At 64.5% G+C, this 23,321-nt stretch carries 26 protein-coding genes, 1 tRNA gene and 1 pseudogene; 13 read left to right on the forward strand and 15 right to left on the reverse strand.

From position 1 onward, the window contains the following. Window positions 1-60: 60 nt before the first annotated feature. A complete protein-coding gene (gene rpoD, locus QA642_RS07405) occupies window positions 61-2,217 on the forward strand; it encodes an RNA polymerase sigma factor RpoD (RefSeq protein WP_283084074.1) in 2,157 nt (718 codons plus the stop codon). 113 nt (window positions 2,218-2,330) lie between these two features. Here rpoD and QA642_RS07410 read toward each other — a convergent pair whose 3' ends face one another. From QA642_RS07410 to QA642_RS07420, 3 genes are all read right to left on the reverse strand, one after another. Next, the gene (locus QA642_RS07410) at window positions 2,331-2,567 is read right to left on the reverse strand and encodes a hypothetical protein (protein WP_235540456.1); all 237 of its coding nucleotides are present in this window, start codon (window positions 2,565-2,567) and stop codon (window positions 2,331-2,333) included. Window positions 2,568-3,075: 508 nt separating this feature from the next. After that, window positions 3,076-3,414, reverse strand: coding sequence for a hypothetical protein (locus tag QA642_RS07415; RefSeq protein WP_283084075.1), 339 nt, complete (start codon window positions 3,412-3,414; stop codon window positions 3,076-3,078). A gap of 194 nt (window positions 3,415-3,608) precedes the next feature. After that, window positions 3,609-4,547, reverse strand: coding sequence for an OmpA family protein (locus QA642_RS07420; protein WP_283084076.1), 939 nt, complete (start codon window positions 4,545-4,547; stop codon window positions 3,609-3,611). A 150-nt stretch (window positions 4,548-4,697) separates the two neighbouring features. Between QA642_RS07420 and QA642_RS07425 the strand changes: the two genes are divergently transcribed. Beyond that, window positions 4,698-5,504, forward strand: a complete 807-nt coding sequence (locus QA642_RS07425; RefSeq protein ID WP_283084077.1) for a lytic murein transglycosylase — start codon at window positions 4,698-4,700, stop codon at window positions 5,502-5,504. Between the two features lie 266 nt (window positions 5,505-5,770). On the opposite strand, the gene QA642_RS07430 is transcribed toward QA642_RS07425, so the two are convergent. Further along, window positions 5,771-6,601, reverse strand: a complete 831-nt coding sequence (locus tag QA642_RS07430; RefSeq protein ID WP_283084078.1) for an SDR family NAD(P)-dependent oxidoreductase — start codon at window positions 6,599-6,601, stop codon at window positions 5,771-5,773. A gap of 118 nt (window positions 6,602-6,719) precedes the next feature. Between QA642_RS07430 and QA642_RS07435 the strand changes: the two genes are divergently transcribed. The 4 genes from QA642_RS07435 (at window position 6,720) to QA642_RS07450 (ending at window position 10,427) form a co-directional block, all read left to right on the forward strand. Beyond that, window positions 6,720-7,094: a response regulator gene (locus tag QA642_RS07435; protein ID WP_283084079.1), complete on the forward strand. Its 375-nt coding sequence runs from the start codon at window positions 6,720-6,722 to the stop codon at window positions 7,092-7,094. 67 nt (window positions 7,095-7,161) lie between these two features. Next, a complete protein-coding gene (locus tag QA642_RS07440) occupies window positions 7,162-7,773 on the forward strand; it encodes a LysE family translocator (RefSeq protein ID WP_283084080.1) in 612 nt (203 codons plus the stop codon). A gap of 774 nt (window positions 7,774-8,547) precedes the next feature. Next, window positions 8,548-9,765, forward strand: coding sequence for a GGDEF domain-containing protein (locus tag QA642_RS07445; RefSeq protein ID WP_283084081.1), 1,218 nt, complete (start codon window positions 8,548-8,550; stop codon window positions 9,763-9,765). 35 nt (window positions 9,766-9,800) lie between these two features. Continuing rightward, window positions 9,801-10,427: a peptidoglycan recognition family protein gene (locus QA642_RS07450; RefSeq protein WP_283084082.1), complete on the forward strand. Its 627-nt coding sequence runs from the start codon at window positions 9,801-9,803 to the stop codon at window positions 10,425-10,427. A 59-nt stretch (window positions 10,428-10,486) separates the two neighbouring features. Here the strand turns inward: QA642_RS07450 and QA642_RS07455 are convergent, their stop codons facing one another. Then, entirely contained in the window at window positions 10,487-10,879 is a 393-nt protein-coding gene (locus QA642_RS07455; protein WP_283084083.1) for a hypothetical protein, read from the reverse strand. Window positions 10,880-11,129: 250 nt separating this feature from the next. Continuing rightward, window positions 11,130-11,471 (reverse strand): hypothetical protein, encoded by a 342-nt coding sequence (locus QA642_RS07460; protein ID WP_283084084.1) that lies wholly within the window; start codon window positions 11,469-11,471, stop codon window positions 11,130-11,132. A gap of 146 nt (window positions 11,472-11,617) precedes the next feature. Between QA642_RS07460 and QA642_RS07465 the strand changes: the two genes are divergently transcribed. Further along, window positions 11,618-11,836: a hypothetical protein gene (locus QA642_RS07465; protein ID WP_283084085.1), complete on the forward strand. Its 219-nt coding sequence runs from the start codon at window positions 11,618-11,620 to the stop codon at window positions 11,834-11,836. 148 nt (window positions 11,837-11,984) lie between these two features. On the opposite strand, the gene rpoH is transcribed toward QA642_RS07465, so the two are convergent. Together rpoH and QA642_RS07475 are read right to left on the reverse strand one after the other, a co-directional pair. After that, entirely contained in the window at window positions 11,985-12,884 is a 900-nt protein-coding gene (gene rpoH / locus QA642_RS07470) for an RNA polymerase sigma factor RpoH (RefSeq protein WP_283084086.1), read from the reverse strand. Window positions 12,885-13,101: 217 nt separating this feature from the next. Further along, window positions 13,102-14,109 (reverse strand): RluA family pseudouridine synthase, encoded by a 1,008-nt coding sequence (locus QA642_RS07475; protein WP_283084087.1) that lies wholly within the window; start codon window positions 14,107-14,109, stop codon window positions 13,102-13,104. Between QA642_RS07475 and QA642_RS07480 the strand changes: the two genes are divergently transcribed. Together QA642_RS07480 and QA642_RS07485 are read left to right on the forward strand one after the other, a co-directional pair. Further along, window positions 14,108-14,452 (forward strand): hypothetical protein, encoded by a 345-nt coding sequence (locus tag QA642_RS07480; RefSeq protein WP_283084088.1) that lies wholly within the window; start codon window positions 14,108-14,110, stop codon window positions 14,450-14,452. The genes QA642_RS07475 and QA642_RS07480 overlap by 2 nt on opposite strands. 57 nt (window positions 14,453-14,509) lie before the next feature. Then, window positions 14,510-14,584 (forward strand) — tRNA-Glu (locus tag QA642_RS07485). A 285-nt stretch (window positions 14,585-14,869) separates the two neighbouring features. Here the strand turns inward: QA642_RS07485 and QA642_RS07490 are convergent. The 4 genes from QA642_RS07490 to QA642_RS07505 form a co-directional block, all read right to left on the reverse strand. Next, window positions 14,870-15,289: a CBS domain-containing protein gene (locus QA642_RS07490; protein ID WP_283084089.1), complete on the reverse strand. Its 420-nt coding sequence runs from the start codon at window positions 15,287-15,289 to the stop codon at window positions 14,870-14,872. Window positions 15,290-15,471: 182 nt separating this feature from the next. Further along, window positions 15,472-15,942, reverse strand: a complete 471-nt coding sequence (locus QA642_RS07495; RefSeq protein WP_283084090.1) for a YbaK/EbsC family protein — start codon at window positions 15,940-15,942, stop codon at window positions 15,472-15,474. 194 nt (window positions 15,943-16,136) lie between these two features. After that, a complete protein-coding gene (locus QA642_RS07500) occupies window positions 16,137-17,087 on the reverse strand; it encodes an alpha/beta fold hydrolase (protein WP_283084091.1) in 951 nt (316 codons plus the stop codon). A 258-nt stretch (window positions 17,088-17,345) separates the two neighbouring features. Next, window positions 17,346-17,777, reverse strand: coding sequence for a hypothetical protein (locus QA642_RS07505; RefSeq protein ID WP_283084092.1), 432 nt, complete (start codon window positions 17,775-17,777; stop codon window positions 17,346-17,348). 407 nt (window positions 17,778-18,184) lie between these two features. Between QA642_RS07505 and QA642_RS07510 the strand changes: the two genes are divergently transcribed. After that, the gene (locus QA642_RS07510) at window positions 18,185-19,675 is read left to right on the forward strand and encodes an amidohydrolase family protein (protein ID WP_283084093.1); all 1,491 of its coding nucleotides are present in this window, start codon (window positions 18,185-18,187) and stop codon (window positions 19,673-19,675) included. A gap of 3 nt (window positions 19,676-19,678) precedes the next feature. Then, the gene (locus tag QA642_RS07515; RefSeq protein WP_283084094.1) at window positions 19,679-20,605 is read left to right on the forward strand and encodes a GTP-binding protein; all 927 of its coding nucleotides are present in this window, start codon (window positions 19,679-19,681) and stop codon (window positions 20,603-20,605) included. A 13-nt stretch (window positions 20,606-20,618) separates the two neighbouring features. On the opposite strand, the gene QA642_RS07520 is transcribed toward QA642_RS07515, so the two are convergent. After that, window positions 20,619-20,996: a tautomerase family protein gene (locus QA642_RS07520; protein WP_283084095.1), complete on the reverse strand. Its 378-nt coding sequence runs from the start codon at window positions 20,994-20,996 to the stop codon at window positions 20,619-20,621. A gap of 169 nt (window positions 20,997-21,165) precedes the next feature. Between QA642_RS07520 and QA642_RS07525 the strand changes: the two genes are divergently transcribed. Beyond that, complete coding sequence (locus tag QA642_RS07525) at window positions 21,166-21,765, forward strand: TetR/AcrR family transcriptional regulator (RefSeq protein ID WP_283084096.1); 600 nt, start codon at window positions 21,166-21,168, stop codon at window positions 21,763-21,765. Between the two features lie 144 nt (window positions 21,766-21,909). On the opposite strand, the gene QA642_RS07530 is transcribed toward QA642_RS07525, so the two are convergent. Continuing rightward, the gene (locus QA642_RS07530) at window positions 21,910-22,383 is read right to left on the reverse strand and encodes a hypothetical protein (RefSeq protein ID WP_283084097.1); all 474 of its coding nucleotides are present in this window, start codon (window positions 22,381-22,383) and stop codon (window positions 21,910-21,912) included. 11 nt (window positions 22,384-22,394) lie between these two features. Next, window positions 22,395-22,895, reverse strand: coding sequence for a hypothetical protein (locus QA642_RS07535; protein WP_283084098.1), 501 nt, complete (start codon window positions 22,893-22,895; stop codon window positions 22,395-22,397). Between the two features lie 165 nt (window positions 22,896-23,060). Between QA642_RS07535 and QA642_RS07540 the strand changes: the two are divergent. After that, window positions 23,061-23,252, forward strand: a pseudogene (locus tag QA642_RS07540) (chemotaxis protein); the annotation flags it as partial. Window positions 23,253-23,321: the final 69 nt, after the last annotated feature.

The raw sequence follows: 23,321 nt of genomic DNA on the forward strand, positions 1-23,321 counted from the left end.
CAAGTGGATTCACGCGGGGCGCGGCGATCGTCTCGCATGAAGCGCGTTTAGGAGCAATGGATGGCCACCAAGGCAAAGACGCTGCAGGCGAAGGACAAGGAAAAAGACGACAAGGCAGCGGATGCTCCCGAGAAGGATTCCCAGGACGCGCCCTCGCCGTTGCTCGATCTGTCCGACGCGGCAGTGAAGAAGATGATCAAGCAGGCCAAGAAGCGCGGCTTCGTGACCTTCGATCAGCTCAATGAAGTTTTGCCGTCCGACCAGACCTCGCCCGAGCAGATCGAGGACATCATGTCCATGCTCTCGGACATGGGCATCAACGTCACCGAAGCCGACGACAGCGAGGGCGAAGAAGAGAAGGACGAGGCCGACGACGAGACCGATAACGAGCTCGTCGAGGTTACCCAGAAGGCCGTCACCGAGGTCAAGAAGAGCGAGCCGGGCGAGCGCACCGACGATCCCGTGCGCATGTATCTGCGCGAGATGGGCACGGTCGAGCTGCTCTCCCGCGAAGGCGAAATCGCGATTGCCAAGCGCATCGAGGCCGGCCGTGAGGCGATGATCGCGGGCCTGTGCGAAAGCCCGCTGACCTTCCAGGCCATCATCATCTGGCGCGACGAGCTCAACGAAGGCAAGATCTTCCTCCGCGACATCATCGATCTCGAAGCGACCTATGCCGGCCCCGACGCCAAGGGCGGCATGAACACCGCGATGATCGCCGGTCCCGCCGGCGAGAACGGCGAAGCGCCGGCCGAAGGCGGCGAGGCCGTCGCGTCTGCCGCTGCGCCCGCGCATGTCGCCCCGCCCGCCGCGCCTCCGTCGCCGACCCCGTTCCGCGCCGCGCAGCCCGCCCCTGGCGGTCAGGGCGGCGAGGAGAAGGATCCGGGCGAAGCCGCCGCCGAAGCCGACATGGACGAGGACGACGAGTTCGAGAACCAGATGTCGCTCGCGGCCATCGAGGCCGAGCTCAAGCCGAAGGTTGTCGAGATCTTCGACAAGATCGCCGAAAGCTACAAGAAGCTGCGCAAGCTTCAGGAGCAGGACATCCAGAACCAGCTCGAGAGCACCTCGCACGGTCCCTCGCTGTCGCCGCACCAGGAGCGCAAGTACCGCAAGCTCAAGGACGAGATCATCGTCGAGGTGAAGTCGCTGCGCCTCAACCAGGCGCGTATCGACAGCCTCGTCGAGCAGCTCTACGACATCAACAAGCGCCTCGTCTCGCACGAGGGCCGCCTGATGCGTCTCGCCGACAGTCACGGCGTCGCGCGCGACGACTTCCTGCGCAACTACACCGGCTCGGAGCTCGATCCGCGCTGGCTCAACCGCGTCTCGAAACTTTCCGCAAAAGGCTGGAAGAACTTTGTCCACCACGAGAAGGACCGCATCAAGGACCTTCGTCACGAGGTGCATCAGCTCGCGGCGCTCACCGGGCTCGAGATCATCGAGTTCCGCAAGATCGTGCACTCCGTGCAGAAGGGCGAGCGCGAGGCACGCCAGGCCAAGAAGGAGATGGTGGAAGCCAACCTCCGTCTCGTGATCTCGATTGCGAAAAAGTACACCAATCGCGGCCTGCAGTTCCTCGACCTGATCCAGGAAGGCAACATCGGCCTGATGAAGGCGGTCGACAAGTTCGAGTACCGCCGCGGCTACAAGTTCTCGACCTACGCGACGTGGTGGATCCGGCAGGCGATCACCCGATCGATCGCGGACCAGGCGCGCACCATCCGCATCCCCGTGCACATGATCGAGACGATCAACAAGATCGTGCGCACGTCCCGCCAGATGCTCAACGAGATCGGCCGCGAGCCGACCCCGGAAGAGCTCGCCGAGAAGCTCGGCATGCCCTTGGAGAAGGTCCGCAAGGTTCTCAAGATCGCCAAGGAGCCGCTCTCGCTGGAGACGCCCGTCGGTGACGAAGAGGATTCACATCTCGGCGATTTCATCGAGGACAAGAACGCGATCCTCCCCATCGACGCCGCGATCCAGTCCAACCTGCGCGAAACCACCACGCGCGTGCTCGCCTCGCTCACCCCGCGCGAAGAGCGCGTCTTGCGCATGCGCTTCGGCATCGGCATGAACACCGACCACACGCTGGAAGAAGTCGGCCAGCAGTTCTCGGTGACGCGCGAGCGTATCCGCCAGATCGAAGCGAAGGCGCTGCGCAAGCTGAAGCATCCGTCGCGGTCGAGGAAGCTGCGGTCGTTCCTCGACAACTAATTCGGATCGTCATGCCCGGGCTCGACCCGGGCATCCATCCAAACGAAAACGGCGGGCCGAAAGCCCGCCGTTTTTCTTTTATGCCGCTGCTTCGCGCGACCCGCGCGCAGCGCCTACTTCTTCTTCGCCCCCACCCGCTCGATCCGCTTGATCTCGAGCGCCGGCCGTCCCGACTTCTCCGCGATCTCGCGGTCCTGCTCCATGATGAAGTTGCGGGCGGGTTCGTCGCCGTCGAGGCCGCCGAGCAGCTCGGCGGGGACGCGGCGGTTGGAGCGCTGGGAATCGTCTTCATAGACGACGTTGAAGAAGGCGAATTCGCCTTTGGGATTTGTTCCGGGTTTCTTGGCCATGGCGGCTTGTCGTCGATCAGGCCGCCGCAGTCAAATGACTTCGCGACTTGTCAAATGCGAAAGTGAGCCGCCCTTGCAATCGATCGACGATATCTGTTCGTGAGATTGAAGCGCCCGGCGCTTCGCGAGGTTCGAAGCGAGCCCTCAATAAACGGCGGGCCGCGAAAGCCCGCCGTCTATTTTTGGTCTTCAGCGTTGCCCGGGGCTGGCAGGGCAACAACCTAGAATAGAAGCGTATAGACTGCGTCATGCGGTGGCAAGACAAATCATGGGAGCGCCGATGTCGCAGCGAGCGCAGCAGATATGCGCTTGTCGTGGTGTCAAGTTCCAATGCAGCATCGAAGCAATTGTTTGGATTATCAAAGCAGTTTGTTCGCATCTGCGGCTCTTGCGATGCAGCGAGAGCGATCCGGCTTGTAGGAATACGCGCCGATCTGCACATTCTCCCGTCCGCGTCTGGATCGCGCGATAACATATGTTAATGGCAGCGGCGCCACGCGACGTGCGTTCACCTTGTCCGGGCGCGCTTCGCCAGCTCCTGCGCGGCGAGTCGCGATCCGTGGCCGCCACGTCCGCCGTCATCGTCCTTGCGCCCCTGCGCCATGATCGCGCTGCCCATCGCCGTGGAACCGAAGGTGATGAGGAACGACGCCAGCAGCAGTCCAAGTGCGACGCCGCCCGCGCGGTCGGCGAAAATCAGCTCGCGCAGATGCGCGGGGTTCAGCCAGAGCAGTCCGCCGACGAGCAACACTGCGGCGCAGGCGCCGATCGCGAGGTTGATGGCGAGCAGGCGGAAGAGGGGACTGCGGAGGAGATCGGTCGGTCGAGGTTGCTGATTGTTGGGCATGGCCTGCTGCCTCATGCTGGCCCAACGCACCAACTGACGGCGCCGCGCGAGCATCGATACTATAGCGGCTAGTCTCTCATCCGTCACTCCGGGCGCGCGTTGCGCGAGCCCGGAATCCAAGTACTCACCACCTCTGCTGCGTGATGGATTCCGGGTTCGCCCTTCGGGCGCCCCGGAATGACGAGAGCAGGGGGTTACGGTGCCACCAGTTCGACCCGCCGGTTCAGCGCGCGGCCGGCGTCCGTTGCGTTCGAGCCGACCGGCGCCAGCAGGCCGACGCCGGCGGTGCGCAGCCGCGTCGGCACGATGCGAAAGCTCTTCACCAGCTCCGCTGCGACGGCCTCGGCGCGTCGCTTCGACAGATCGAGATTGTATTCATAGGCGCCCTGGCTGTCGGTGTGGCCGACGATGAAGACGCTCAGCTGCGGCTGGCTGGTCAGCAGCTTTGCGATCTGCTCCAGCGTCGGGCGGCTTTCGGGTTTCAGCACCGCCTTGTCGGTGTCGAAATAGATACCGTAGAGCGCGATGTGGCCGGTCTCGCCGAGACCTTTCGCCATCGCAGCGGCATCCACCATCTTGTTCGCGATCGCACCTAACTCGGCGACGGTAACCTGCGCATAGATGTCCTGGTTGTTCTGGCTGACGAGGACGCTCGCAAAAGTCTCGCGGCCGCCTTCGGTCTTGCGGCCGGCAAAGTAGCGGTAGCTGAAGCCGTCGACCCACATCTGCGGCACCGGGAGTGTGTCGATGCTTTCGGTGAAGGGAATGGCGCCGCAGGCATCGGTGTCGCAGGCAAGCAGCGTCTCGAAGCCGGCCTTGGCCAGCTGCGTCTCGAAATTGCGCGACACTTCCAGGATCGAGGGGCCGGGATTGGTGCGATAGGCGATGCGGACAATGCGGCCCTCGAGCCGCCGTGCGTCCGTCGGCTGGCCGTCTTTGAAGGGCGCCGCCTGCATCCGCGCCGCGTCAAATTCCTTCACGACATAGCCGGTGATGACGCTGCCGGCGAAGCGGCCGATGCCGGGATAGTCGCGCCCTCCTGCGACATCGCGCGTCTGCGCGGAGGCGGCAACGGTGTGGAGCGAGAGCAGAGCGAGGACGGCGAGCATCCGGCAACGAATGGGCATGGTCATCTCGATCAGGTTGGGGCAGGGGTGAGCGCTGCTCCTTAGTCGCGTTCGCGGCGGGATCGGTTCTGGCGAGTTTTGCCGCTTTGACGCGAATCCGGTTCCCGGGCATGATCGCCTGCTGCTTTCCTACGCAAATTCCAAAAGGACCTCCGCATGTTGAGACCGCTTCTCGCCGCCGCCTCCATCCTCTTGCTGGCCGGCGGGTCGGCACAGGCTGCGCGCTGCGGCGGCGACTTCAACAGCTTCGTCGCCAGCATGGCTGCGGAAGCGCAAGGAGCCGGCGTCTCGGCGAGCGTGACCAGCGCGGCCTTCAGCGGCATCACCCAGGATGGCGCGGTGCTCGCCTTCGACCGGCGCCAGCGCTACACCTTCAACAAGAGCTTTGAGCAGTACGTCTCGACCCGCGTCGGTGCCGGCCGCATCAATGGCGGCCGCGCGCTGCTGCAGCGTCATGCCGCACTTCTCTCGCGCATCGAGCAGCAGTTCGGCGTGCCCCGCCAGATCTTGGTCGCGATCTGGGGGCTGGAGAGCGATTTCGGCAAGGGCGACATTGGCAAGCTGCCGGTGATCCGAACGCTGGCGACGCTCGCGCATGATTGCCGCCGCACCGATCTGTTCCAGGGCGAGTTGCTCGCCGCGCTCAAGATCGTGCAGCGCGGCGACCTGCCGCTGCGCGATCTCATCGGCGCCTATGCGGGCGAGATCGGCCAGACCCAGTTCCTGCCGTCGTCCTATATCAAATACGGCGTCGACTTCGACGGCGACGGCCATGTCGACCTCCGCCACAGCGTCCCCGACGTGCTCGCCTCGACCGCGAACCTGCTGCACACCAATGGCTTCAAGATGGGCCAGCCCTATGGCGAAGGCAGCGCCAATTTCGAGGCGATGCGCGAGTGGAACAAGGCGGTAGTGTACCGGAAGACGATCGGCTATTTCGCGGACCGGCTGATGGGGCAGTAGGGGCTGAGCGGCTGAGCGTGCGCCACACATTCACTGTCATCGACCGCGAAGGCGGGCGATCCAGTACGCCGCAGCAGCTCGATTCTAGCCGCGCCGTCTCGGAGTACTGGATTCCCCGCCTTCGCGGGGAATGACAGTTCGTAGGGTGGGCAAAGGCGCAAGGCGCCGTGCCCACCATTTCCGTCCGTTATCGGAAGTCGTGGGCACGCTTTCGCTTTGCCCACCCTACGACAGCGGTGGGTGAGGTGACGCCATCGCGTCCCTGATTACGTCCCCTTCGCCATCTTCTCCAATCGCCGCTGCAACGGCGCCCAGTATGTCCCCGGGCGGAAGCGCTGGAGCAGGTCCATGAAGCGGGCGTCGTTGCCGATCAGGATGCGCGGCTCGTTCCGCTCGATGCCCTTGATGATGCGCAGCGCCGCGTCCTTCGGCGTGGTCTTCGCCGCGGTCTCGAACCGCTCGATCATCTGCGAGCGGCGCTCATTGTCGGTGACGCCGACGCCGGTGCGCGAAGAACGCGCAATCGCGGTGGCGACGCCGCCGGGATGGACGACCGACAGCTTGATGGGACTGCCCGCCACCGCAAGCTCGTGCCGCACGCTCTCGGAGAAGCCCCGCACCGCGAATTTCGCGGCGGCATAGGCCGATTGCCCGGGCGGGGCGATGATGCCGAAGATCGAGGAGAGGTTGACGACATGCGCCTCTGGCTTCGTCTTCAGATGCGGCAGAAAGGCGCGCGTGCCGTGCACCACGCCCCAGAAATTGATGTCGAATAGCCACTCCATCTGCGCCTGGTTGATCTCCTCGAACGTCCCCAGCAGCGCCACGCCGGCATTGTTCACGACAATGCCGAGCGCGGGATGCGCCGCGATCGCATCGGTCGCGAACTGCGCGATGTCGCTCGCTTCGCCGACATCGACGCGGTGCACGCTCACCTTTCGCTGTCCTCCGATCTCCGCAGCGAGCGTCTTCAGCCCGGCCTCGTCGCGATCGGCGAGCGCGAGATCGCAGCCGCGCCTGGCGAGCTCGATTGCGAGCGCGCGGCCGATGCCGCTGGCGGCTCCCGTGATGGCGGCAGCGCCGCGAATCGCAGTCATGATGTTCCCCCAAGCCCCTGATGATGGAACCACGATTTACATTTTTTTGAAACGAAACCGAACCGTAGCCTCTCCCGGTTTTTAACATACGTTACGAAAGCAAGCATTGGAGTCGCTGATGGGACAAGCAAAACCATTTCGCGCGACAGCGCTGATCGTTGAAGACGACGCCATGCAGCGGGAGATGCTGTGTGTCCTGCTGGAAGAGAGCGGTTACCAGGTGATCCAGTGCGAAAGCGCCGAGGCCGCCGAGCGCATCCTCGACAAGAACGCGGGCGCGCTTTGCCTGATGATGACCGACGTGCAGCTCGCCGGCCGCATGAACGGGGTCGAGCTCGCGCACGTCGCCAAGGACCGCAACCCCCGGCTCGACGTCGTCGTGACCTCCGGCCGTCCCCTGAAACAGCCCTTGCCTGACGGCGCGAAATTCTGGGCCAAGCCATGGGCGCCGCTGGATGTGCTGCGCGAGGCCGAGCTGGCGCAGATGTCTTGATGGGCCCAGTTGTCCTGACGGCCAAGTCCGGCTTTCTTGCAGTGAGGCGGACTGCTAAGCTCCGGCCATGACCTGGTCCTTCCTGCTCACTTCGCTGATCGTCGTCGCCTCGCCCGGCACCGGCGTGCTCTACACATTGGCGGCGGCGCTGACGCGGGGCTCGCGCGCCAGCGTCGCGGCCGCCTTCGGCTGCACGCTCGGGATCGTGCCGCATATGACGGCGGCGATGCTCGGGCTTGCCGCGGTGCTGCACACCAGCGCGCTCGCCTTCGCCGCGCTGAAATGGTGCGGCGTGCTCTATCTGCTCTACATGTCCTGGCAGGCGCTGCGCGAGACGGGGGCGCTTGCGGTCGAGGGCAGGATCAAGGAGCGGTCGGCTGGCCGCGTCATCGTCACCGGCTTTCTGATCAACATCCTCAATCCGAAGCTGTCGATCTTCTTCCTCGCCTTCCTGCCGCAGTTCATCGCCGCGGACGAGGTCCATGTGCTGGCGCGGATGCTGGAATTGAGCGGCGCCTTCATGGCGATGACCTTTGCGGTGTTCGTCGTCTACGGCCTCTGCGCCGCCTCCGTGCGCGAGCGCGTCATCTCCCGTCCCGCCGTCATGGCCTGGCTGCGCCGGAGCTTTGCCGCGGGCTTTGCCGCACTCGGTGCCAAGCTGGCGTTCGCGGAACGGTAAATTCCTCACCTCGTCCCCGTTGCTTCCTTCACCTCTCCCCGCCTACGGGGAGAGGTCGCATCCCATCGCGGATGGGATGCGGGTGAGGGGGTACAGGTCCATCGACGATCTCGCGTGTTGAGAGGCCCCTCACCCCAACCCTCTCCCCGTAAGAACGGGGAGAGGGAGAAACCAGCAGCGCAGCGGGCCAATAAAAAAGCGGGCCTGTTGCCCGCCACCTTCAAACCAGCCGTGCCCGATACCCGGGCGGAGCGAGGCTCCACCCGGGCAAAGAAAAAGAAGCCTCGTTACTTCTTCTTCGCCTTCTTGGCCTTTTTCGCCTTCTTCTTCGTCGCCTTCTTCGCTTTCTTAGCCATAGGATCCTCTTAAGGGTTAATGGTGAAACGCGACACGAGGAACGCTCGGCGGAGGGCCAGCCTCGCAACATCCTCAAAGACGAACTCAGCAGATTCGCAGCTCTCTGCCCCGCGTTGTCACATCTGTGTCATCCCGTTATCCACAGCTCAGATGCATTTTCAGGTGATTTTGACCCGCGAATCCGCGTCGCGACGCGCGGCGAGGCGACCGTGCCTCGACACAGGCGACGTGCCTAACGATCCGATAGTCGCGGCACGGCGTTCATGAATTCAAAACCAAGGGCGCGCTTTCGGCGATCGCAGTGAGGTTCCGTTAAGCGCAATCCGCGCATGATCTTCCGCAAGAACACGGGGACGGGGTCATGGACGAACTTCTGCCAGAGACAGGGGGCGGGACGCTGCGCGTATCGCGGGCGCCATGCTGAACGTACCGACGCTTTGGACCGTCATCATCATCAATTTTCTCGCGCTGGGTCTGATCTGGGCCTATGTCGCCCACGCCTATCCGAAGTTCGAGGCGGCGCGGTATTGGACCGCGGCTGCGGTGTTGGCGGCAGTCGGTGCGGCGATAACGATGCTGCGCGAAGTGATGGATCCGGGCTTTCCCTTGATCGCAGGCGGCGCCCTGATGATCTTTTCGTCGTGGCTCGCCTGCATGGGAGTGGCCAGATTTTATCACCGTCCGGTGTCCTGGACCGTGGCAGTCGCCAATTCTCTCTTATGCAGCGCTGGCCTCGCATTCTTCCTGCTCGTCACCGACAACATGCCGATGCGGGTCGTGATCTACTCGCTGGCGCAATCGACGCCGGTTGTGATGACGCTGCCGCTGCTCCTGCGCAGGCAGGAGGGCCGGGAAAATCCGGGTGCGCGTCTTGCTGCGATCGTGGGTTTTCTGCTGTTGTCCATCCACGCAGTCCGCTCTGCCGCGGTGCTGTTCGGCTATGGCGGGGCGATCACCGCGATCAACTTCAACGGTCTGCAAGCCCTGATGATCCTGTTGCTGGTGTTCCTGGCGATGGGCTGGAATTTCGCCTGTCTCCTGATGGCGATCGAACGATTGCGGGGCGAGGTCGCCGACCTCGCGCTGCTCGACGATCTCACGGGAGTGGCCAACCGCCGCCATCTGTTGCAGCGGCTGTCGGAGGAATGCGCCCGTTCCGAGCGCAGCGGCGAGCCGTTCTCGCTGCTGGTGATGGATCTCGACGGCTTCAAGACCATCAACGACACCCATGGCCATGCCGCCGGTGATGCCTGCCTGCGGCACTTCACCCTGATGGCGCAGACGCGCCTGCGGCCCGGCGACATGCTCGCCCGCACCGGCGGCGACGAGTTCTGCGTCGTGCTGCCGTCCTCCTCCTTGCGCGAGGGAGCCACGATCGCCCGCCGCGTGCTCGAGGTGTGCCGGCAGGATGCCGTGAGCTGCACCGGCACCGACATCCCGATCGCGATCTCGATCGGCGTTGCCGAGTGGGACCGCAGCGTCGGCCAATTCCCTGACAGGCTGATCGCGCATGCCGACCACGCGCTCTATGCCGCCAAGAAGAACGGCAAGAACGATTTTGCGGTCTACGATCCGGCCCCGCCGCTCGCGCCCGAGCCGGGCGGCTTAGCCGAGACCGCGCGCAAATTCGCGTAAAGCCTGCTAGGGTTCGGGTTCGTTATTGGACCCGCATGATGATCTCCCGCCTGCTCGCGGCGATTTTCGCCGCACTCCTCCTGACCGCACCAGCCGCCGCAACCGACACCGAGCTCGCAAAGCTCGCGCGCGCCTCCGGCACGCCCGACATTCCCGGCCTGAAGATCGTCTGGCTCGCGCCGTGGGGCGACGTCCAGAGCGCCCATGCGTGGCGCAACATCATCGTGCACCAGACCGAGGGGCCATCAGGCTCGGCGCGAGGCGGCGCGGCGGAGCAGGCGAAGAATCCGACCCGCCGCGGCGTCACGGTGTGGGTCGAGACCGACGGCACGGTCTATTGGGCGGTCGCGGAAAACCTGGTGCCGACCCATGGCGACGGCGCCAACCGCAACGACAACAAGTACATCGACAACAGGTCGACCTACCGCCAGGTGGTGCGCGACAATTCGATCGGCGTCGAGTTCGCCGGCAACTATCCCGATGTCACCACGGGTCCGACCGATGCGCAGGTCGCAGCCTGGAAGATCCTCGTGAAGGTGCTGCGCGCGCGCTACGACATCCCGCTCGACCACGTCTATGCCCACAACTGGATCGACCACAAGGACGCCCGCTATTGCGAAGGCTGCTGGCTCGCGACGCTGGCGCGGGTGTGGGGGGAGTAGAGCTAAAGCGCGATGACGATTCATCGAAATCTCATCGCGCTTCAGTGAGCCTTCCCCGTTCAGGGGAACGCCTTGGGGAGGTCGGCCGACGGCTTCGTGACGATCTGATGCGCATCGCGCCAGATCACCTCACGCTGGTGCGAAGTCGTGATCGTGCGCACCGGCAGGCCGCCCTCCTCGAGCAACCAGGCGCAGTAACGCGCGCGGCTGACCGCTTCGCGGGCCCGGGGATCGAACCAGCAAATGCCCCAGATCGAATCGCGCCGCTTGAAATGCCGCGCGATGCGCCCGGGAAGCGGCAGATGCTGTGCGAACCAGTCGAACTGGTCCGAGAGCTCCTGCCGGATCCAGTCGGGACAATTGGTCCGCTGGATGTACCAGGACGCACGGAAGAAGCCGCTCTCCACACGGCTGCGCGGGTGGATGAGCGGTGTAACGAACCGCAAATACATGACGACACGGCGTGACGCCGTGTTGCGTCACGCCCCTCGTAACCAGATGGGATGAAATGGAAGAACAGCCGCGAAGCGGCGTTCAGCTCAGGACCGGTTGCCGGTCGCGGATGGGCGGCGGCGGTCGGAACATGTCGATCTCAACTTCATGCCGCCTCCCTTGTGAGCGTGAGCAAAGCGGCGCGGTATTGCGCCGGGGCCGCAGCACATACACCAGCCGACGTCGTGGGACAAGCGTGGCGAGGTGACCTCACACCGGCTGCGCCATCCAGCCGAACAAGCGCCGGATCAATCCCGGTTGCCGCGGCACCTCCGGCGGGCCGTCCGCCGCCAGCACGCGCTTGAAGAAGTAGTCCAGGAAGACCATGTCGTTCGGCTCGGTGACGGTGAACGTCTCGTCGCCGAAAAACACGCTGTAACTGAAGAAGAACGGGCCCATGAGTGGGATCGTCGCTGTGCCCGCATAGTCCTTGGAGATCACGAACTCGGACGGCTCGAGCCCGTGCTCGCGCATGGCTTGCTCGACCAGCGGCAGCTTGCGCATGAACTGGGCGGAGAAGCCGCCGACGGTGGACTGCAGGATGATCGACACGGTGTCCGTCCATGGATGCTGTCGGTCATTTTGGGTCGGTTGACCGGCCGCGCGGGTTCAAGGCAAGCTTGGTTCTGAACGATGTTGGGTGAGGTTGATCACCCAATGGGCGGATCGGCAGGCCCGACTCGGTATAGGCATCAGGCATGGGAACACTGACATTCGAAGAACGCGCCGAGGAATATCAGTGGGCCAGCGATACGGCTTTCGACGGTATCCGATTGGAAGTTCTTTCGAGCGGAGGGGATGTGCTCTTCGACGTGAGCGTGCCGGACAGAGGTCCGATCACTGTCGACACGTTCGGTAAAGACGTCGCCGCAAACCTGCTGATGGTCGCGATCGAGGTTGCGCAACGCCCGCGATAGTCAGTTCGCCTCTCTAGGAGCCGGGCACGCCAACATCATATCCGGCGATCGCCGAGAAACCTGCACGTCGCCCAAACAAAAAAGCCGGCGTTGCCGCCGGCTTTCCGTCTTTCTCGATCCGCCAATTCGTAGGCGCTAAACCCTCGCCTTAGAGCGCGGCTTCCAGCGCGGCCTGTTCCTGCCTTGCGATCGTGCCCTTGACCGCGGACTGTACCTTCTCGAAGGCGCGGACCTCGATCTGGCGGACGCGCTCGCGCGACACGCCGAACTCGGCGGCAAGATCTTCCAGCGTCATCGGCTCATCGGCGAGGCGGCGGGCCTCGAAGATGCGGCGTTCGCGCGGGTTGAGCACGCCCATGGCGCCGTTCAGCGCGTCACGGCGGTGATCATACTCCTCGTGCTCCGCCATCAGGGCTTCCTGGTTGGGCGTGTTGTCGACCAGCCAGTCCTGCCATTCGCCGGCTTCGCCGTCGTCGCGGATCGGGGCGTTGAGCGACGCGTCGCCACCGAGGCGGCGGTTCATGTCGATCACGTCCTGGTCCGTCACGCCGAGGCGCTTGGCAATGGTCGCGACCTGGTCGGGGCGGAGATCGCCTTCGTCCAGCGCGTTGATCTTGCTCTTCGCCTTGCGCAGGTTGAAGAACAGCTTCTTCTGGTTCGCGGTGGTGCCCATCTTCACGAGCGACCAGGAACGCAGGATGTACTCTTGAATCGACGCCTTGATCCACCACATCGCGTAGGTGGCGAGACGGAACCCCTTCTCGGGTTCGAAACGCTTCACCGCCTGCATCAGGCCGACATTGCCTTCCGAGACGACCTCGGAGATCGGCAGGCCGTAGCCGCGATAGCCCATGGCGATCTTGGCGACGAGCCGGAGGTGGCTGGTGACGAGTTGGTGCGCCGCGTCGCGATCGTCATGCTCACGCCAACGCTTGGCGAGCATGTATTCCTGCTGGGGTTCCAGCATCGGGAACTTGCGGATCTCAGCGAGGTAGCGAGAAAGGCCAGATTCTCCATTGAGAATCGGCAAAGCAGCGGTACGGGCCATAGTGCGCCCTCCAAAGGTTCAGGCCCCCGATAGCGGCGGGCCAGGCAGACGACCGCTGTGTCAAAGCCGGCCGGGCTGCGATGTTCCGCGTTGGTGAATTTCAACGCAGGGGCAATATACCCCATGGGGGGTCGAAAAGGGAAGGATTGCTGACGTCACGTCCCCGTGTGGCAGCTATAACTTTTTGTAAGGTAACGCTTTTCTGGAACCGCCTGCGTCATAGCGCCGCTTTTAGCGCGCTCTGAAGGAGAAGCAAATCCTCCGGCAGCGGCGCTTCCCAGTGGAGTAATTCTCCCGTCCTGGGGTGCTCCAATACCAGCAGATAAGCATGCAGGGCCTGCCGTCCGAGCGCCGCGAGAGCGGCCTGCGACTCTGGGCCGAGCTGGTTCGCCTTGGTCTTGAAATGCGGGCCATAGACGGCGTCGCCCATCAGGGGATGGCCGATATGGGCAAGGTGGACGCGGATCTGGTGGGTGCGGCCGGTCTCGAGCTCGCAGGCGAGCAGGGCGGCAACGTCCTTGCCGTCGCGCCCGGCAAAGCTCTCGATGATCTCCCAATGCGTCACGGCCTCGCGGCCGCCCTGGCGCACCGCCATCTTCTCACGCGCATGCGGATGGCGGTCGATCGGCGCATCCACTGTGCCGCGATGCCGGCCGGGGAGCCCCCAGGCAAAGGCCATATAGCCGCGCCGCATCTCGCCGGTGCGGCCGTGATCGGCGAACTGCGCCGACAGCGAGGCATGCGCCATGTCGTTCTTGGCGACCACCATCAGCCCCGTGGTGTCCTTGTCGAGCCGATGGACGATGCCGGGCCGGCGCACCCCGCCGATGCCCGACAGCGAAGCGCCGCAATGGGCGATCAGCGCGTTCACCAGCGTGCCGGTCTCGTGGCCGGCTGCGGGGTGCACGACGAGGCCCTTGGGCTTGTTGATGACGATGATATCGTCGTCCTCGAACACGATATCGAGGGCGATCTCCTCGCCTTTGGGCTCCGCCGGGGCCGCCTCCGGCACGTCGATTATGATCGTATCGCCGGATGCGACGTGATAAGCGGGGTCCCGAATGGCGGCGGCCTTCAGGCTCACCGCGCCCGCCAGGATCAGGGTTTTGAGCCTCGATCGCGACAGGTCCGGCAGGCGTGCCGCCAGCACGCGGTCAAGCCGGGCCGAGCCCTCGTCGCCTTCGACCACGACCTCCAACCTTTGCGCTGACCCAGAGCTTTCCATGACGACGTCTGATACCGCTATTCCCGAACCGACCCCCGAGCAGGCCGCGCTGTTCGCGCGGGTGCGGCGGATGATGCTGATCGCGGGGTTGACCACGGCGCTGGCGATCTGCGCCGTCCTGATCGCGGTGGGCTACCGCCTTTTCAAGTCGGAGGGAAGGGCGGTTGAGACCGCCGGCGACGTCACCGCGACCCTGCCCAAGGGCGCCAGAATCGTCTCGACCGGGGTCGCGGGCGACCGGCTGGTGGTGACGCTCGATATCGGCGGGGTCACCGAGATCCGCACCTTCGATGCCCACACCCTTAAGCCCGCCGGAAAGCTGAAATTTGCCAATGAGCCGTAAAAGGGCGGTTCGGGTCCTTGCGGCGGACAAATTTCGAGGCTATTGGCTACCCCTCACGCTCCCTTCGTCTAGCGGTTAGGACGCGGCCCTCTCAAGGCTGAAACAGGGGTTCGATTCCCCTAGGGAGCGCCAAATCCGCGATATTCCTCGACTTTCTGCGACAACATACGACATCGGGCCGCGCGACGGCGCCCGGTCATAGGTTGCGCGCCGCAGCGTCGCCGCTGATGAAGTGATCGCGTGAACCCGCCTTGCATTCACTCCGGCGCAAAATGAACCACATCGCGCCGTCGCTGCTGCGCCGCGCGATGGTTGCATGACGAGCGCATGGCTCGGGCTCCTCTCAACGCCTGTTCGAGCCGTGATCGCGAGAGGAGCCCTGGCCGCAAGTCCTGGCCGCAAGTCCTGGCCGCAGGTTCAGTGATGCGCCGAAATGCTCCTGACGGTCTCGGTGAGCATATCACCCGACGCGGAACGGCCGACGTCGCCCAAGCTGATGATGCCGACCATCCGCTTGCTCTTGTTGATCACCGGCAGCCTGCGGACCTGCAGCTTCTCCATATGATGCATCGCCTTGGCGAGGTCATCGTCCTCGCGGCAGCAATGGATGCCCTCGGTCATCACGTCGCGCGCCGTCGCGCGGCCGGCATCGAAGCTGTGGCTCGCGAGCCCTTTGCAGACGATATCGCGGTCGGTCACCATTCCGACCAGCTTGTCGTCCTCGCCAATCGGGATACAGCCGATGTCATGCGCCCGCATCAGTTTGGCAAGCTCGGTGATTGGGGTGCTGGGGCTGACCCAATCGACACCCTTGTGCATCACGTCTTTGACTTTCATGGCGAGCCTCCGTTCGTGGGTTTCGAGTGCGTTGATGCAATGCAGCGGCAGCCCCATCTTCCGAACTCCGACCAGACAAGCGCAGACGCGCTCGCCGCCACCCTGCTGAACAGTATGACGGCGAGCTCGCGGCCAGAGTTCCCGCCCAAGATCGCAAGGACAATGGGCGGTGTACAAAATCCTCAGTCATGCGCGCTGAAGCGCCCGTGCGGTGCGTTGGCCGTCAGGCGCGCAAACTGCGCGTGCCCCATATGAAGCAGCGTCTCGTGATCGCCGGCTTCCATGTAGATGTCCGGCTGCGCCCCGATGCTGTCGTCGACGATGATATCCAGTCCGTAGCATTTGCCGACGGCGGGAACTGCACCGCGAGTACAGTCGCTGAACAGCCGATTGATCTCGGCTTCATCGGCCATATGGACATTGTCGCCGAGGCTTGTCCTCAGGTCTGACAAGCGAAGGTGATGCGATGCGGGCAAGATGGCCAGCATGTATCCGCCGTCGCGCCGCAACACGATGCCCTTGGCGAGGCGGTCGCCCGAGATATGGCATGCCTCGGCCGTTCGAGCGGACGTCATGCTGAGCTCGTGCGGAATCACCTCGTACTGGATGTTCTCAGCGGCTAGGTATTTCTGGAGCGTGGGAGCAATGGCCATAGCATCACCTCCGATGCAGAATGGAAACCATCCACCGTGAGGTCGACCCTGCAGACTCTCGCCATACGATGGGCGGCTGCCTGACTAGAAACCCAACATAGGTCTTCCATCCGCAAGCTGCAATTCATTTCCCCTCGGAGCCGCAGCGAGCGTGCGCGGGAGCAAGCTTGCGCAGGCTCGGCGCGGGCGCTCTCTCACGCCGTCGTGCCGTCGATCGAGCGGCGGATCACCCGCTGCACTTCAGCATTCGAAAGAAACAGATCGTGGTTGATGATGCCCCAGCCTTCCTGGGAGGCATCGACCACGCGCACGCCGAGCCGCTGAATGACATCCTTCTCGGCGGCGCCGACTCTGGTCATTCCACCTGCGATCTGGCCCGACAGCGCGAGTGCGCGATCGTTCGTCGCGGCGATCACGGTGATCTTGCCGGCGAGCGGACCGATGCGGTGGATTGCCGACGAGAATACGTCCATGTCGATATCGGGCGCGGCAAACACGACCGCGCCGATCTTGCTCGTCACCGTGTCGCCGTATCGCGCGTAGAGCTGACGCAGGCTTTCGAGCGTGAGCATGGTTCCCATGCTGTGTGCAACGATATGCACGCGGCCGCCTGGAGCCGACACCAGCGCAGAGAGCACGCGCTCGAAATCGTCGCGAGACCACATCGCGCTGTCGCGGTCATAGGCATAGTCGAACAGTCCTGCCTTGGAGGGCCAGGAGAATGCCATGGTCCGGCCGCGGAACTTGATCCCATCGGAGAGATGGGCGGCATCCAGCACCGCCGTCTCGAATGTCTGCTTGAAGCCGTGCACATAGATCAGCACGTCCCCTCCGCCGGCCTGCGCGGCGAGATCGCCGGCGTCGGCCGACACCGGCTCGATCCGGTCAAGGCGCCAATCGCCGAGCCCAACCGAGGCGAGAGACAGGCGGCTCTCGTCCGGCGCCACCAGCTTGGCCCGCGCGACCGTCATGCTCGTCGCACGTTCCGGCCCAAACCAGGGTTTGGTGCGGCCGCCGTTGATTGGCTTGCGCGTGGTGGTGACAAGCAAGGTGGGATCAACGGAGAGTGACGACGCGTCGAAACGCGCGCCGGTCGCGCCCAGGCCGGCGCATCCGCCGAGCGCGAGGGCACTGCCTGCCGACACAAGCCCGCCGAGCAGTGCGCGGCGCGAAACAGAAATATGAGAATCGCGTTGCAGATGACGTCGGACGATCACACGGAACCCCAGGGAACTTTGCCCACCGTAAGCCGCCCCGCCTGACTCCCTGAATGACAATGCGGGCGAGAAGACGGCAGAGCAACTTCGCGCTCGGTTGCGTGGACGTGGCGTTCGCGTACGGCGCCGCCGGACTTGCGAGCGTCCGGCGAAGTTCCCTAACTGTGTCCGAGAGTGGACATCAGATCAGCCGACGATTTCGATCTCATGCAGCGCGCACCACTCGCGCAACGCTCGCTCCGTGGCTTTCGCCTGGAACGCATGCCAGCGATCGATCGCGCCTCTTCTGGCAAGCAGCACTTTGAATTTCGGATAGGCGCCCCGTTTGCTGAAGAAATAACGGACGTCGTCGACATCGTCCGGCAGAAACTCGCGGGCAAAATCCAGCACCAGTGGCTTGCCCAGGCCGAGTTCACGCTTGTCAGGGAGCGGGACGTACTTCTCCTCGTCGTCGATGTCGTCAGGCGGGTCGTCGTCGAAATCTTCTGAGTCCAGGCCCTTGGTCTGATAGTAGATCTTTCCGGTCTGTCTGCACACGAAGGCACGAAACTGCGCCACGCCGCCGTCGGTGTTGGCGAACTCGAAGGCTTCGGTGATGTCCCCCAAACTCACTGGCACTGTGTTCTCCATCAACGACAAAATACAGCAACACGCAGATATTGTAACAGGGGTAAGGTCCTCGATCGCGAACTGCCCGTCGGACAAAACAGTCCGTCACTGCCAACGCCTTATGCCGAAATATTTCCACGTTACCGAAATTCGGATTTGTCGCAGCTATCGGCCCTTCGTTCAGCGCAGGAGTTATGGGTGCCAGCTGGCGCCCGGTCTTCCCTGCGCCCCTTCTTTCGAGAGGCTGCGAAGAAGCGCAGAGCTCGGGCAAGTCATGCCGCGAGATTGCGAGCGCGTGTCTGCTATTCGCCTGCCAAAATGCTACCACATGCGGGCATGATGCATCGGCATCAACGAGGGTGGTCGTTGTTCGCGGAATCTGCCTTGATGCGATTTCAGCGCGGAGGAGTTTTGATATGAGCGGTTTGGTGATCTCTGGCGGCCGGGTAGTGGATCCCGCGAGCGGGATGGATGCCGTCGGCGACGTGGCGGTGGTGGACGGCAGGATCGCCGCGGTCGGTACAGGCCTCGGCGGCGCCGAGCGGGTGATCGACGCCGCCGGCCTCGTGGTCGCACCTGGCTTCATCGATCTGCACGCGCATGGCCAGTCGATCCCGGCCGACCGCATGCAGGCGTTCGACGGCGTGACGACCACGCTTGACCTTGAGGCCGGCGTGCTGCCGGTCGGGTCCTGGTACGAGCGCCAGGCGCGGAAGGGCCGCGTGCTGAACTACGGCGCCGCCACCAACTGGGCCTTTGCCCGCATCGGCGCGATGACGGGCTCCAATGCCGAGAGCTCGCTGGAGGCGTTCGGCAACGCGATGCGCGACCGCCGCTGGATGGACAATGTCGCGAGCGATGCGGAAGTCGCCGGCATCATCGAGCGCCTTTCGCGCGGCCTCAACGAAGGCGGCATCGGCATCGGCATTTTGAACGCCTATGCGCCGGGCGCCGGCGTGCAGGAGCTGACCGCGGTCTGCCAGCTCGCCGCCAAGCAGGACGTGCCGACCTTCACCCACGTCGCCTACATGTCGCGCATCGACCCCGAAAGCGCGGCGGAGGCCTATATCCGCCTGATCGGCTATGCCGGCGCCACCGGCGCGCACATGCACATCTGCCATTTCAACTCGTCGAGCAAGACCGACATCGAGCGCTGCCGCGTGCTGGTCGAGAAGGCGCAGGCGCAGGGCCTGCCGATCACCGTCGAGGCCTACCCTTACGGCACCGGATCGACCGTGCTCGCCGCCGCGTTTTTCAGCGATCCGCAATTCGTCGAGCGCAACGGCACCGGCTACGACTCCGTGCAGCGCGTGACTGACGGCTATCGCTTCCACGACCGCGAGGAGCTGCTCAAGGCGCAGGCCGAGGAGCCGTCCTCGCTGGTGCTCTGGCACATCCTCGACACCGAGAACAATGCGCATCACCGCGACCTGCTCGACATGTCGGTGCTCTATCCCGGAGGCGCGATCGCGTCGGATGCGATGCCGTGGACGACGTCGGATGGCAAGACCTATACCGGCGACGCCTGGCCGCTGCCGGACGATGCCACCTCGCATCCGCGCTCGGCCGGCTGCTTCACGAAGTTCATTCGCGAATGGGTGCGCGAGCGCAAGACCGTGTCGCTGCTCGAAGGCGTGCGCAAATGCGCGCTGATCCCGGCGGAGATCCTGTCGCAAAGCACGCCCGCAATGCGCGCCAAGGGCAGGCTTGCGAAGGACGCCGATGCCGACATCGTCGTGTTCGATTATGAGAAGCTCTCGGATCGCGCGACCTTCACGGCGATGAATCGTCCCTCGGAAGGCGTGCGGCATCTGATCGTGAGCGGCCAGGTGTTGATCAGCGACGGCGTGCTCGATGTCGCGGCGCGGCCCGGAAAGCCCGTGCGCCGCCCGATCGTCGAGGGCTGACCCATGCCGGTCCCCATTCTCCTGGTGACAGGCTTTCTGGGGGCAGGCAAGACGACTGTCGTCAATCACCTGCTGGCGAACGCGGAGGGGCGGCGGATTGCCGCCGTGGTCAACGATTTCGGTGCGATCAACATCGATGCGGAGTTGATCGCGGGCGCGAGCGACGGCGTGGTCAGCCTTTCCAATGGCTGCATCTGCTGCTCGCTCGAAGGTGATCTACTCCGTACGCTCTCGACGCTGCTGCGGCGCGATCCGAAGCCGGACTACATCGTCATCGAGACCAGCGGCGTCGCCGATCCCGGCGACGTCGTGCGCAACCTGATGGACCCCGTGATCCTGCGCGAGGCTCCGCTGGAGACTGTGCTCTGCGTGATGGACGCCGCGACGCCGCCGGCTGCGCTCGACGACGCCCTTCAGCGCTCGCAGTTGCGCGTCGCCGATATCGTCGCGCTGGGCAAGCTCGATCTGGCGGACGAAGGCGCGGGCGCGCGAATGCGCGAGGCCATCCGCGCGCAGCGCGTCCCCGCCGTGGTGGTCGATGCCAGGCACGGTGAGATTCCGTCCGCGCTGCTATTCCCAGCGCCCCCGGATCGCGCGTCCGCGCTGCGCGATCCGGGGCCGAAACGCCCGGCCGAAGAGCGCTTCGAGACGCTGAGCTGGACCTCCGAGCAGCCGCTCTCGCTGCCGCGCTTGCAACAGGCCATCGGCCGGCTCGCACCAAAGCTTGCGCGCGCAAAGGGCCTGTTCGAGACGATCGAGCAGCCCGGCCGGATGATGGTGTTCCAGTTCGCCGGCGGCCGCGCCACGCTGGCGCCGGGCGAAGCTCCGGCGGAAGGCGTGCCGCGCGCGCGGATCGTCTTCATCGCCGAGCTCGGCGTGCTCTCGAAGGCCGAGCTCGACGGGATCATGGACGCGTGCGTTGCGGGCTGAAGCTGTCGCAGCCTCACGCAAACTGCGCGATGCCGTTTCCGACCGACCAGTTCTCCGCGGGCGCATCGAGCACATTCACGAACACGTCCTCGGGACGGATGCCCGGGTTTTCGCCGAGCAGCTCCGCGATGCGCCGGTACAGCGCCTTCTTCTGCTCCGCCGTGCGCGAGGCGAACACGGCGATCTGGATCAGCACGGCATCGTCGCTGCGCTTGACGCCGTAGGCGTTGCCGCAGCGGAAGTTTGCTGGCGAAAGCTCGCTGATGGTCATGAACTCGTCGCCCTCGGGCACGTTCAGCGCCTCGCGCATGGCGCGATAGAGGCTGTCGAGGATCGCCTGCCGGTAGGCGTCCGGCTTTCCGGCGCGCATCGAGATGTGGAGGAGAGGCATCAGCTGGTCCCTTTGCATGCGGCGCCGATCGGCCGCGGCGCATGCAAGCGCCGGCCGTCCGGCCCGTTGACGAAACGGGCTATCAATCCCAATTTGTTTTTGACACGATGTCGAGAAACCATGTTATTGACATCGTGTCAAATATTATTGCGGGCAAGAGGAGCAGCATTTGAGGCCGCGCGAGTTCGACCACGACGAGGTGCTGCGTATCGCGTTCGACCAGTTCTGGCGCAAGGGCGTGCGCGGCACCTCGCTGTCCGACATCGCGCGCGATGCCGGCGTTCAGCGCGGCAGCCTCTATAATGCCTTCGGCAGCAAGGAGGCGCTGTTCCTGCTGGCCTATGAACGCTACGCGGGCGATTACCTCGTCGCCCTGCAAAAGGCGCTCGGCGCGGGCAGCTTGCGCAAACGCCTCACCGCGTTCTTCGACCTGACCATCACCAACTTCCGCTCGGGTTCGCCGCCACGCGGATGTCCGACCACGCGCGGATTGATGGAGCTCGGCGCGGCTGAAGGCGAGGGGCTGGACGAAGAGGCGCGCCAGGCTTTTGCGAGCCTCGTGTCGCGCATCACCGCTCTGGTTCAGAACACGTTGGCGGCGGGTGCGGAGCGCGGCGAGTTCAGCGGCAATCCCGCGGCCGTAGCGCTTCACATCGTCACGGTGACGCGGGGCCTTGCCGTGCTCGAACGCGCCTTCGATGACGAGCCGCAGCTACGCAAGATTGCCGCTCACACGATCGATCTCGTGCTCGGCAAGAAGGGCGGCTAGGCGATAATCACGAGAACGACGACCCCAGCGGTGGTCGCGCTGGGATCGTCTGGAGGTTTTCATGGAGGGCATCGAGCTCTGCGTCTCCATGGCGAAGTTGATAGCGCAAGCCGGCTTTATTGGCGAATAGAACCCGTCAAAGCATCAGCACAAGGCGAGCGCATTGACCGCGCGCGTGGCGGCAGCCTCCGCCCCGGAGGGAACGAACTGGCACATGATGGCCTCAAGCTCGCCAGGCTGCTTGCGTCGCGCAACCGCCAGCAGCCGCATCAACTCTGCCTCGTCCTGCGAGAGGCGCCGGCACGACGGCGGCATGAAGCACAATTCGCAGGGCCGGCCGCTGCGCAGAATCCTGACCAGCGCGGCCGCCCGCGCCACCAGCAGCGGGCTGTCGGCGATGTCAGGCGCCTCGTCGGCATAGCGATACGCCGCCTCCCAGCAATCGGACGCGCCGGTCGCATAGGCCGCCCCGATGAAGCGGAACAGCGACAGCGCGATGCGGCAAAACTGATCGTAGCTTTCGACGCTTCGCGGCGTCGCATGCACAGCCTGAAGCGCACAGCGCGGCGACTGGCCGGCTTCCGGGATCGGCACGGAACCGCACGCATCCTGCATCATGAACGATCTCGTCAATGCAGCGTGGGGCTTCCGACCAGCCAGGTCTTCATCGCCATCGTCCGATCATGATCGAAGGATCGAACATGTCGGTCGGGCAGGATCAGGCCGGCCATGCGGAAGATCGTTGCGAGCCCCCGCACGGGCGCGAGCGCCCAATCCGCACCCACCGGCGGCAGCCAGGATTCGAATTGCTCACGCGCGATGTCGATGCGTTCCTGCTGCGCGGCGGCGATGGCGTGCAAAATTCCGTGCTCGCTTTCGCTCATGCGCGGACAAGTGGGGCAGTGCACCTCGATCGCCGTATGGGCGGTGCAGGCAAAGATCTCGATGATGGACTCCAGAGAGGGCACGGCATCGCCGACGCGGAAATGATCGTACACCTGCTGGATGTCGGCCGCGGTCGGCACGGCACTGCCGCTGCGCGCCTTTGCCCGAAATCCCCAGATGAACAGCCGCTCCGCCGCGCACAGCGCGGGAAGGTCGAGGGACCTGCGATATGTCGATTGATGCATTGAGCCTCCGGCCCTTGGCGTGCGCGCATGCCGTAGTATGCGCTGACGATCTGTGCCGATGGTTCGGTCAGGGCCGTCTGCAAGTCAACGCGTGGAGGGGCGATATCGAAATGTTCTAGATTGGAAGAGCTTGCATCTCGAACGCGGCTGACGGGAACCCGAATGCAGGCGATCGCGCACAGCGTGCAGGAGGACACCAACCAGGTCTCGCAAAACATCTCCGGCGTCACCGATGCGACGGCGGAGACCGGCCAGGCGGCGGGCCTCGTGCTGCAATCGAGCGGAAGGCTGACCCAGAAGCTGCAGTCGCTGGAGAACGAGGTCAGCGCCTTCGTGGCGGGCGTGCGAGCGGCCTGATACGGCGCCGACAGCGTCTGCCGTGGTGCGGATAATTCGCCGCGTCGCGGCGCATGCGGGCCATTGATA

This window comes from Bradyrhizobium sp. CB2312, from assembly GCF_029714425.1.
GTDB lineage: Bacteria > Pseudomonadota > Alphaproteobacteria > Rhizobiales > Xanthobacteraceae > Bradyrhizobium.

Excerpts from the sequence above, each read along its gene's own strand:
- rpoH (WP_283084086.1), bottom strand. The coding sequence starts at position 12,884 with ATGGCCCGTACCGCTGCTTTGCCGATTCTCAATGGAGAATCTGGCCTT.
- QA642_RS07530 (WP_283084097.1), bottom strand. The coding sequence starts at position 22,383 with ATGATGCAGGATGCGTGCGGTTCCGTGCCGATCCCGGAAGCCGGCCAG.
- QA642_RS07455 (WP_283084083.1), bottom strand. The coding sequence starts at position 10,879 with ATGTATTTGCGGTTCGTTACACCGCTCATCCACCCGCGCAGCCGTGTG.
- QA642_RS07490 (WP_283084089.1), bottom strand. The coding sequence starts at position 15,289 with ATGAAAGTCAAAGACGTGATGCACAAGGGTGTCGATTGGGTCAGCCCC.
- QA642_RS07420 (WP_283084076.1), bottom strand. The coding sequence starts at position 4,547 with ATGACCATGCCCATTCGTTGCCGGATGCTCGCCGTCCTCGCTCTGCTC.
- rpoD (WP_283084074.1), top strand. The coding sequence starts at position 61 with ATGGCCACCAAGGCAAAGACGCTGCAGGCGAAGGACAAGGAAAAAGAC.
- QA642_RS07450 (WP_283084082.1), top strand. The coding sequence starts at position 9,801 with ATGATGATCTCCCGCCTGCTCGCGGCGATTTTCGCCGCACTCCTCCTG.
- QA642_RS07440 (WP_283084080.1), top strand. The coding sequence starts at position 7,162 with ATGACCTGGTCCTTCCTGCTCACTTCGCTGATCGTCGTCGCCTCGCCC.
- QA642_RS07535 (WP_283084098.1), bottom strand. The coding sequence starts at position 22,895 with ATGCATCAATCGACATATCGCAGGTCCCTCGACCTTCCCGCGCTGTGC.
- QA642_RS07510 (WP_283084093.1), top strand. The coding sequence starts at position 18,185 with ATGAGCGGTTTGGTGATCTCTGGCGGCCGGGTAGTGGATCCCGCGAGC.
- QA642_RS07495 (WP_283084090.1), bottom strand. The coding sequence starts at position 15,942 with ATGGCCATTGCTCCCACGCTCCAGAAATACCTAGCCGCTGAGAACATC.
- QA642_RS07430 (WP_283084078.1), bottom strand. The coding sequence starts at position 6,601 with ATGACTGCGATTCGCGGCGCTGCCGCCATCACGGGAGCCGCCAGCGGC.
- QA642_RS07445 (WP_283084081.1), top strand. The coding sequence starts at position 8,548 with ATGCTGAACGTACCGACGCTTTGGACCGTCATCATCATCAATTTTCTC.
- QA642_RS07415 (WP_283084075.1), bottom strand. The coding sequence starts at position 3,414 with ATGCCCAACAATCAGCAACCTCGACCGACCGATCTCCTCCGCAGTCCC.
- QA642_RS07410 (WP_235540456.1), bottom strand. The coding sequence starts at position 2,567 with ATGGCCAAGAAACCCGGAACAAATCCCAAAGGCGAATTCGCCTTCTTC.
- QA642_RS07435 (WP_283084079.1), top strand. The coding sequence starts at position 6,720 with ATGGGACAAGCAAAACCATTTCGCGCGACAGCGCTGATCGTTGAAGAC.
- QA642_RS07465 (WP_283084085.1), top strand. The coding sequence starts at position 11,618 with ATGGGAACACTGACATTCGAAGAACGCGCCGAGGAATATCAGTGGGCC.
- QA642_RS07425 (WP_283084077.1), top strand. The coding sequence starts at position 4,698 with ATGTTGAGACCGCTTCTCGCCGCCGCCTCCATCCTCTTGCTGGCCGGC.
- QA642_RS07480 (WP_283084088.1), top strand. The coding sequence starts at position 14,108 with ATGACGACGTCTGATACCGCTATTCCCGAACCGACCCCCGAGCAGGCC.
- QA642_RS07515 (WP_283084094.1), top strand. The coding sequence starts at position 19,679 with ATGCCGGTCCCCATTCTCCTGGTGACAGGCTTTCTGGGGGCAGGCAAG.
- QA642_RS07475 (WP_283084087.1), bottom strand. The coding sequence starts at position 14,109 with ATGGAAAGCTCTGGGTCAGCGCAAAGGTTGGAGGTCGTGGTCGAAGGC.
- QA642_RS07520 (WP_283084095.1), bottom strand. The coding sequence starts at position 20,996 with ATGCCTCTCCTCCACATCTCGATGCGCGCCGGAAAGCCGGACGCCTAC.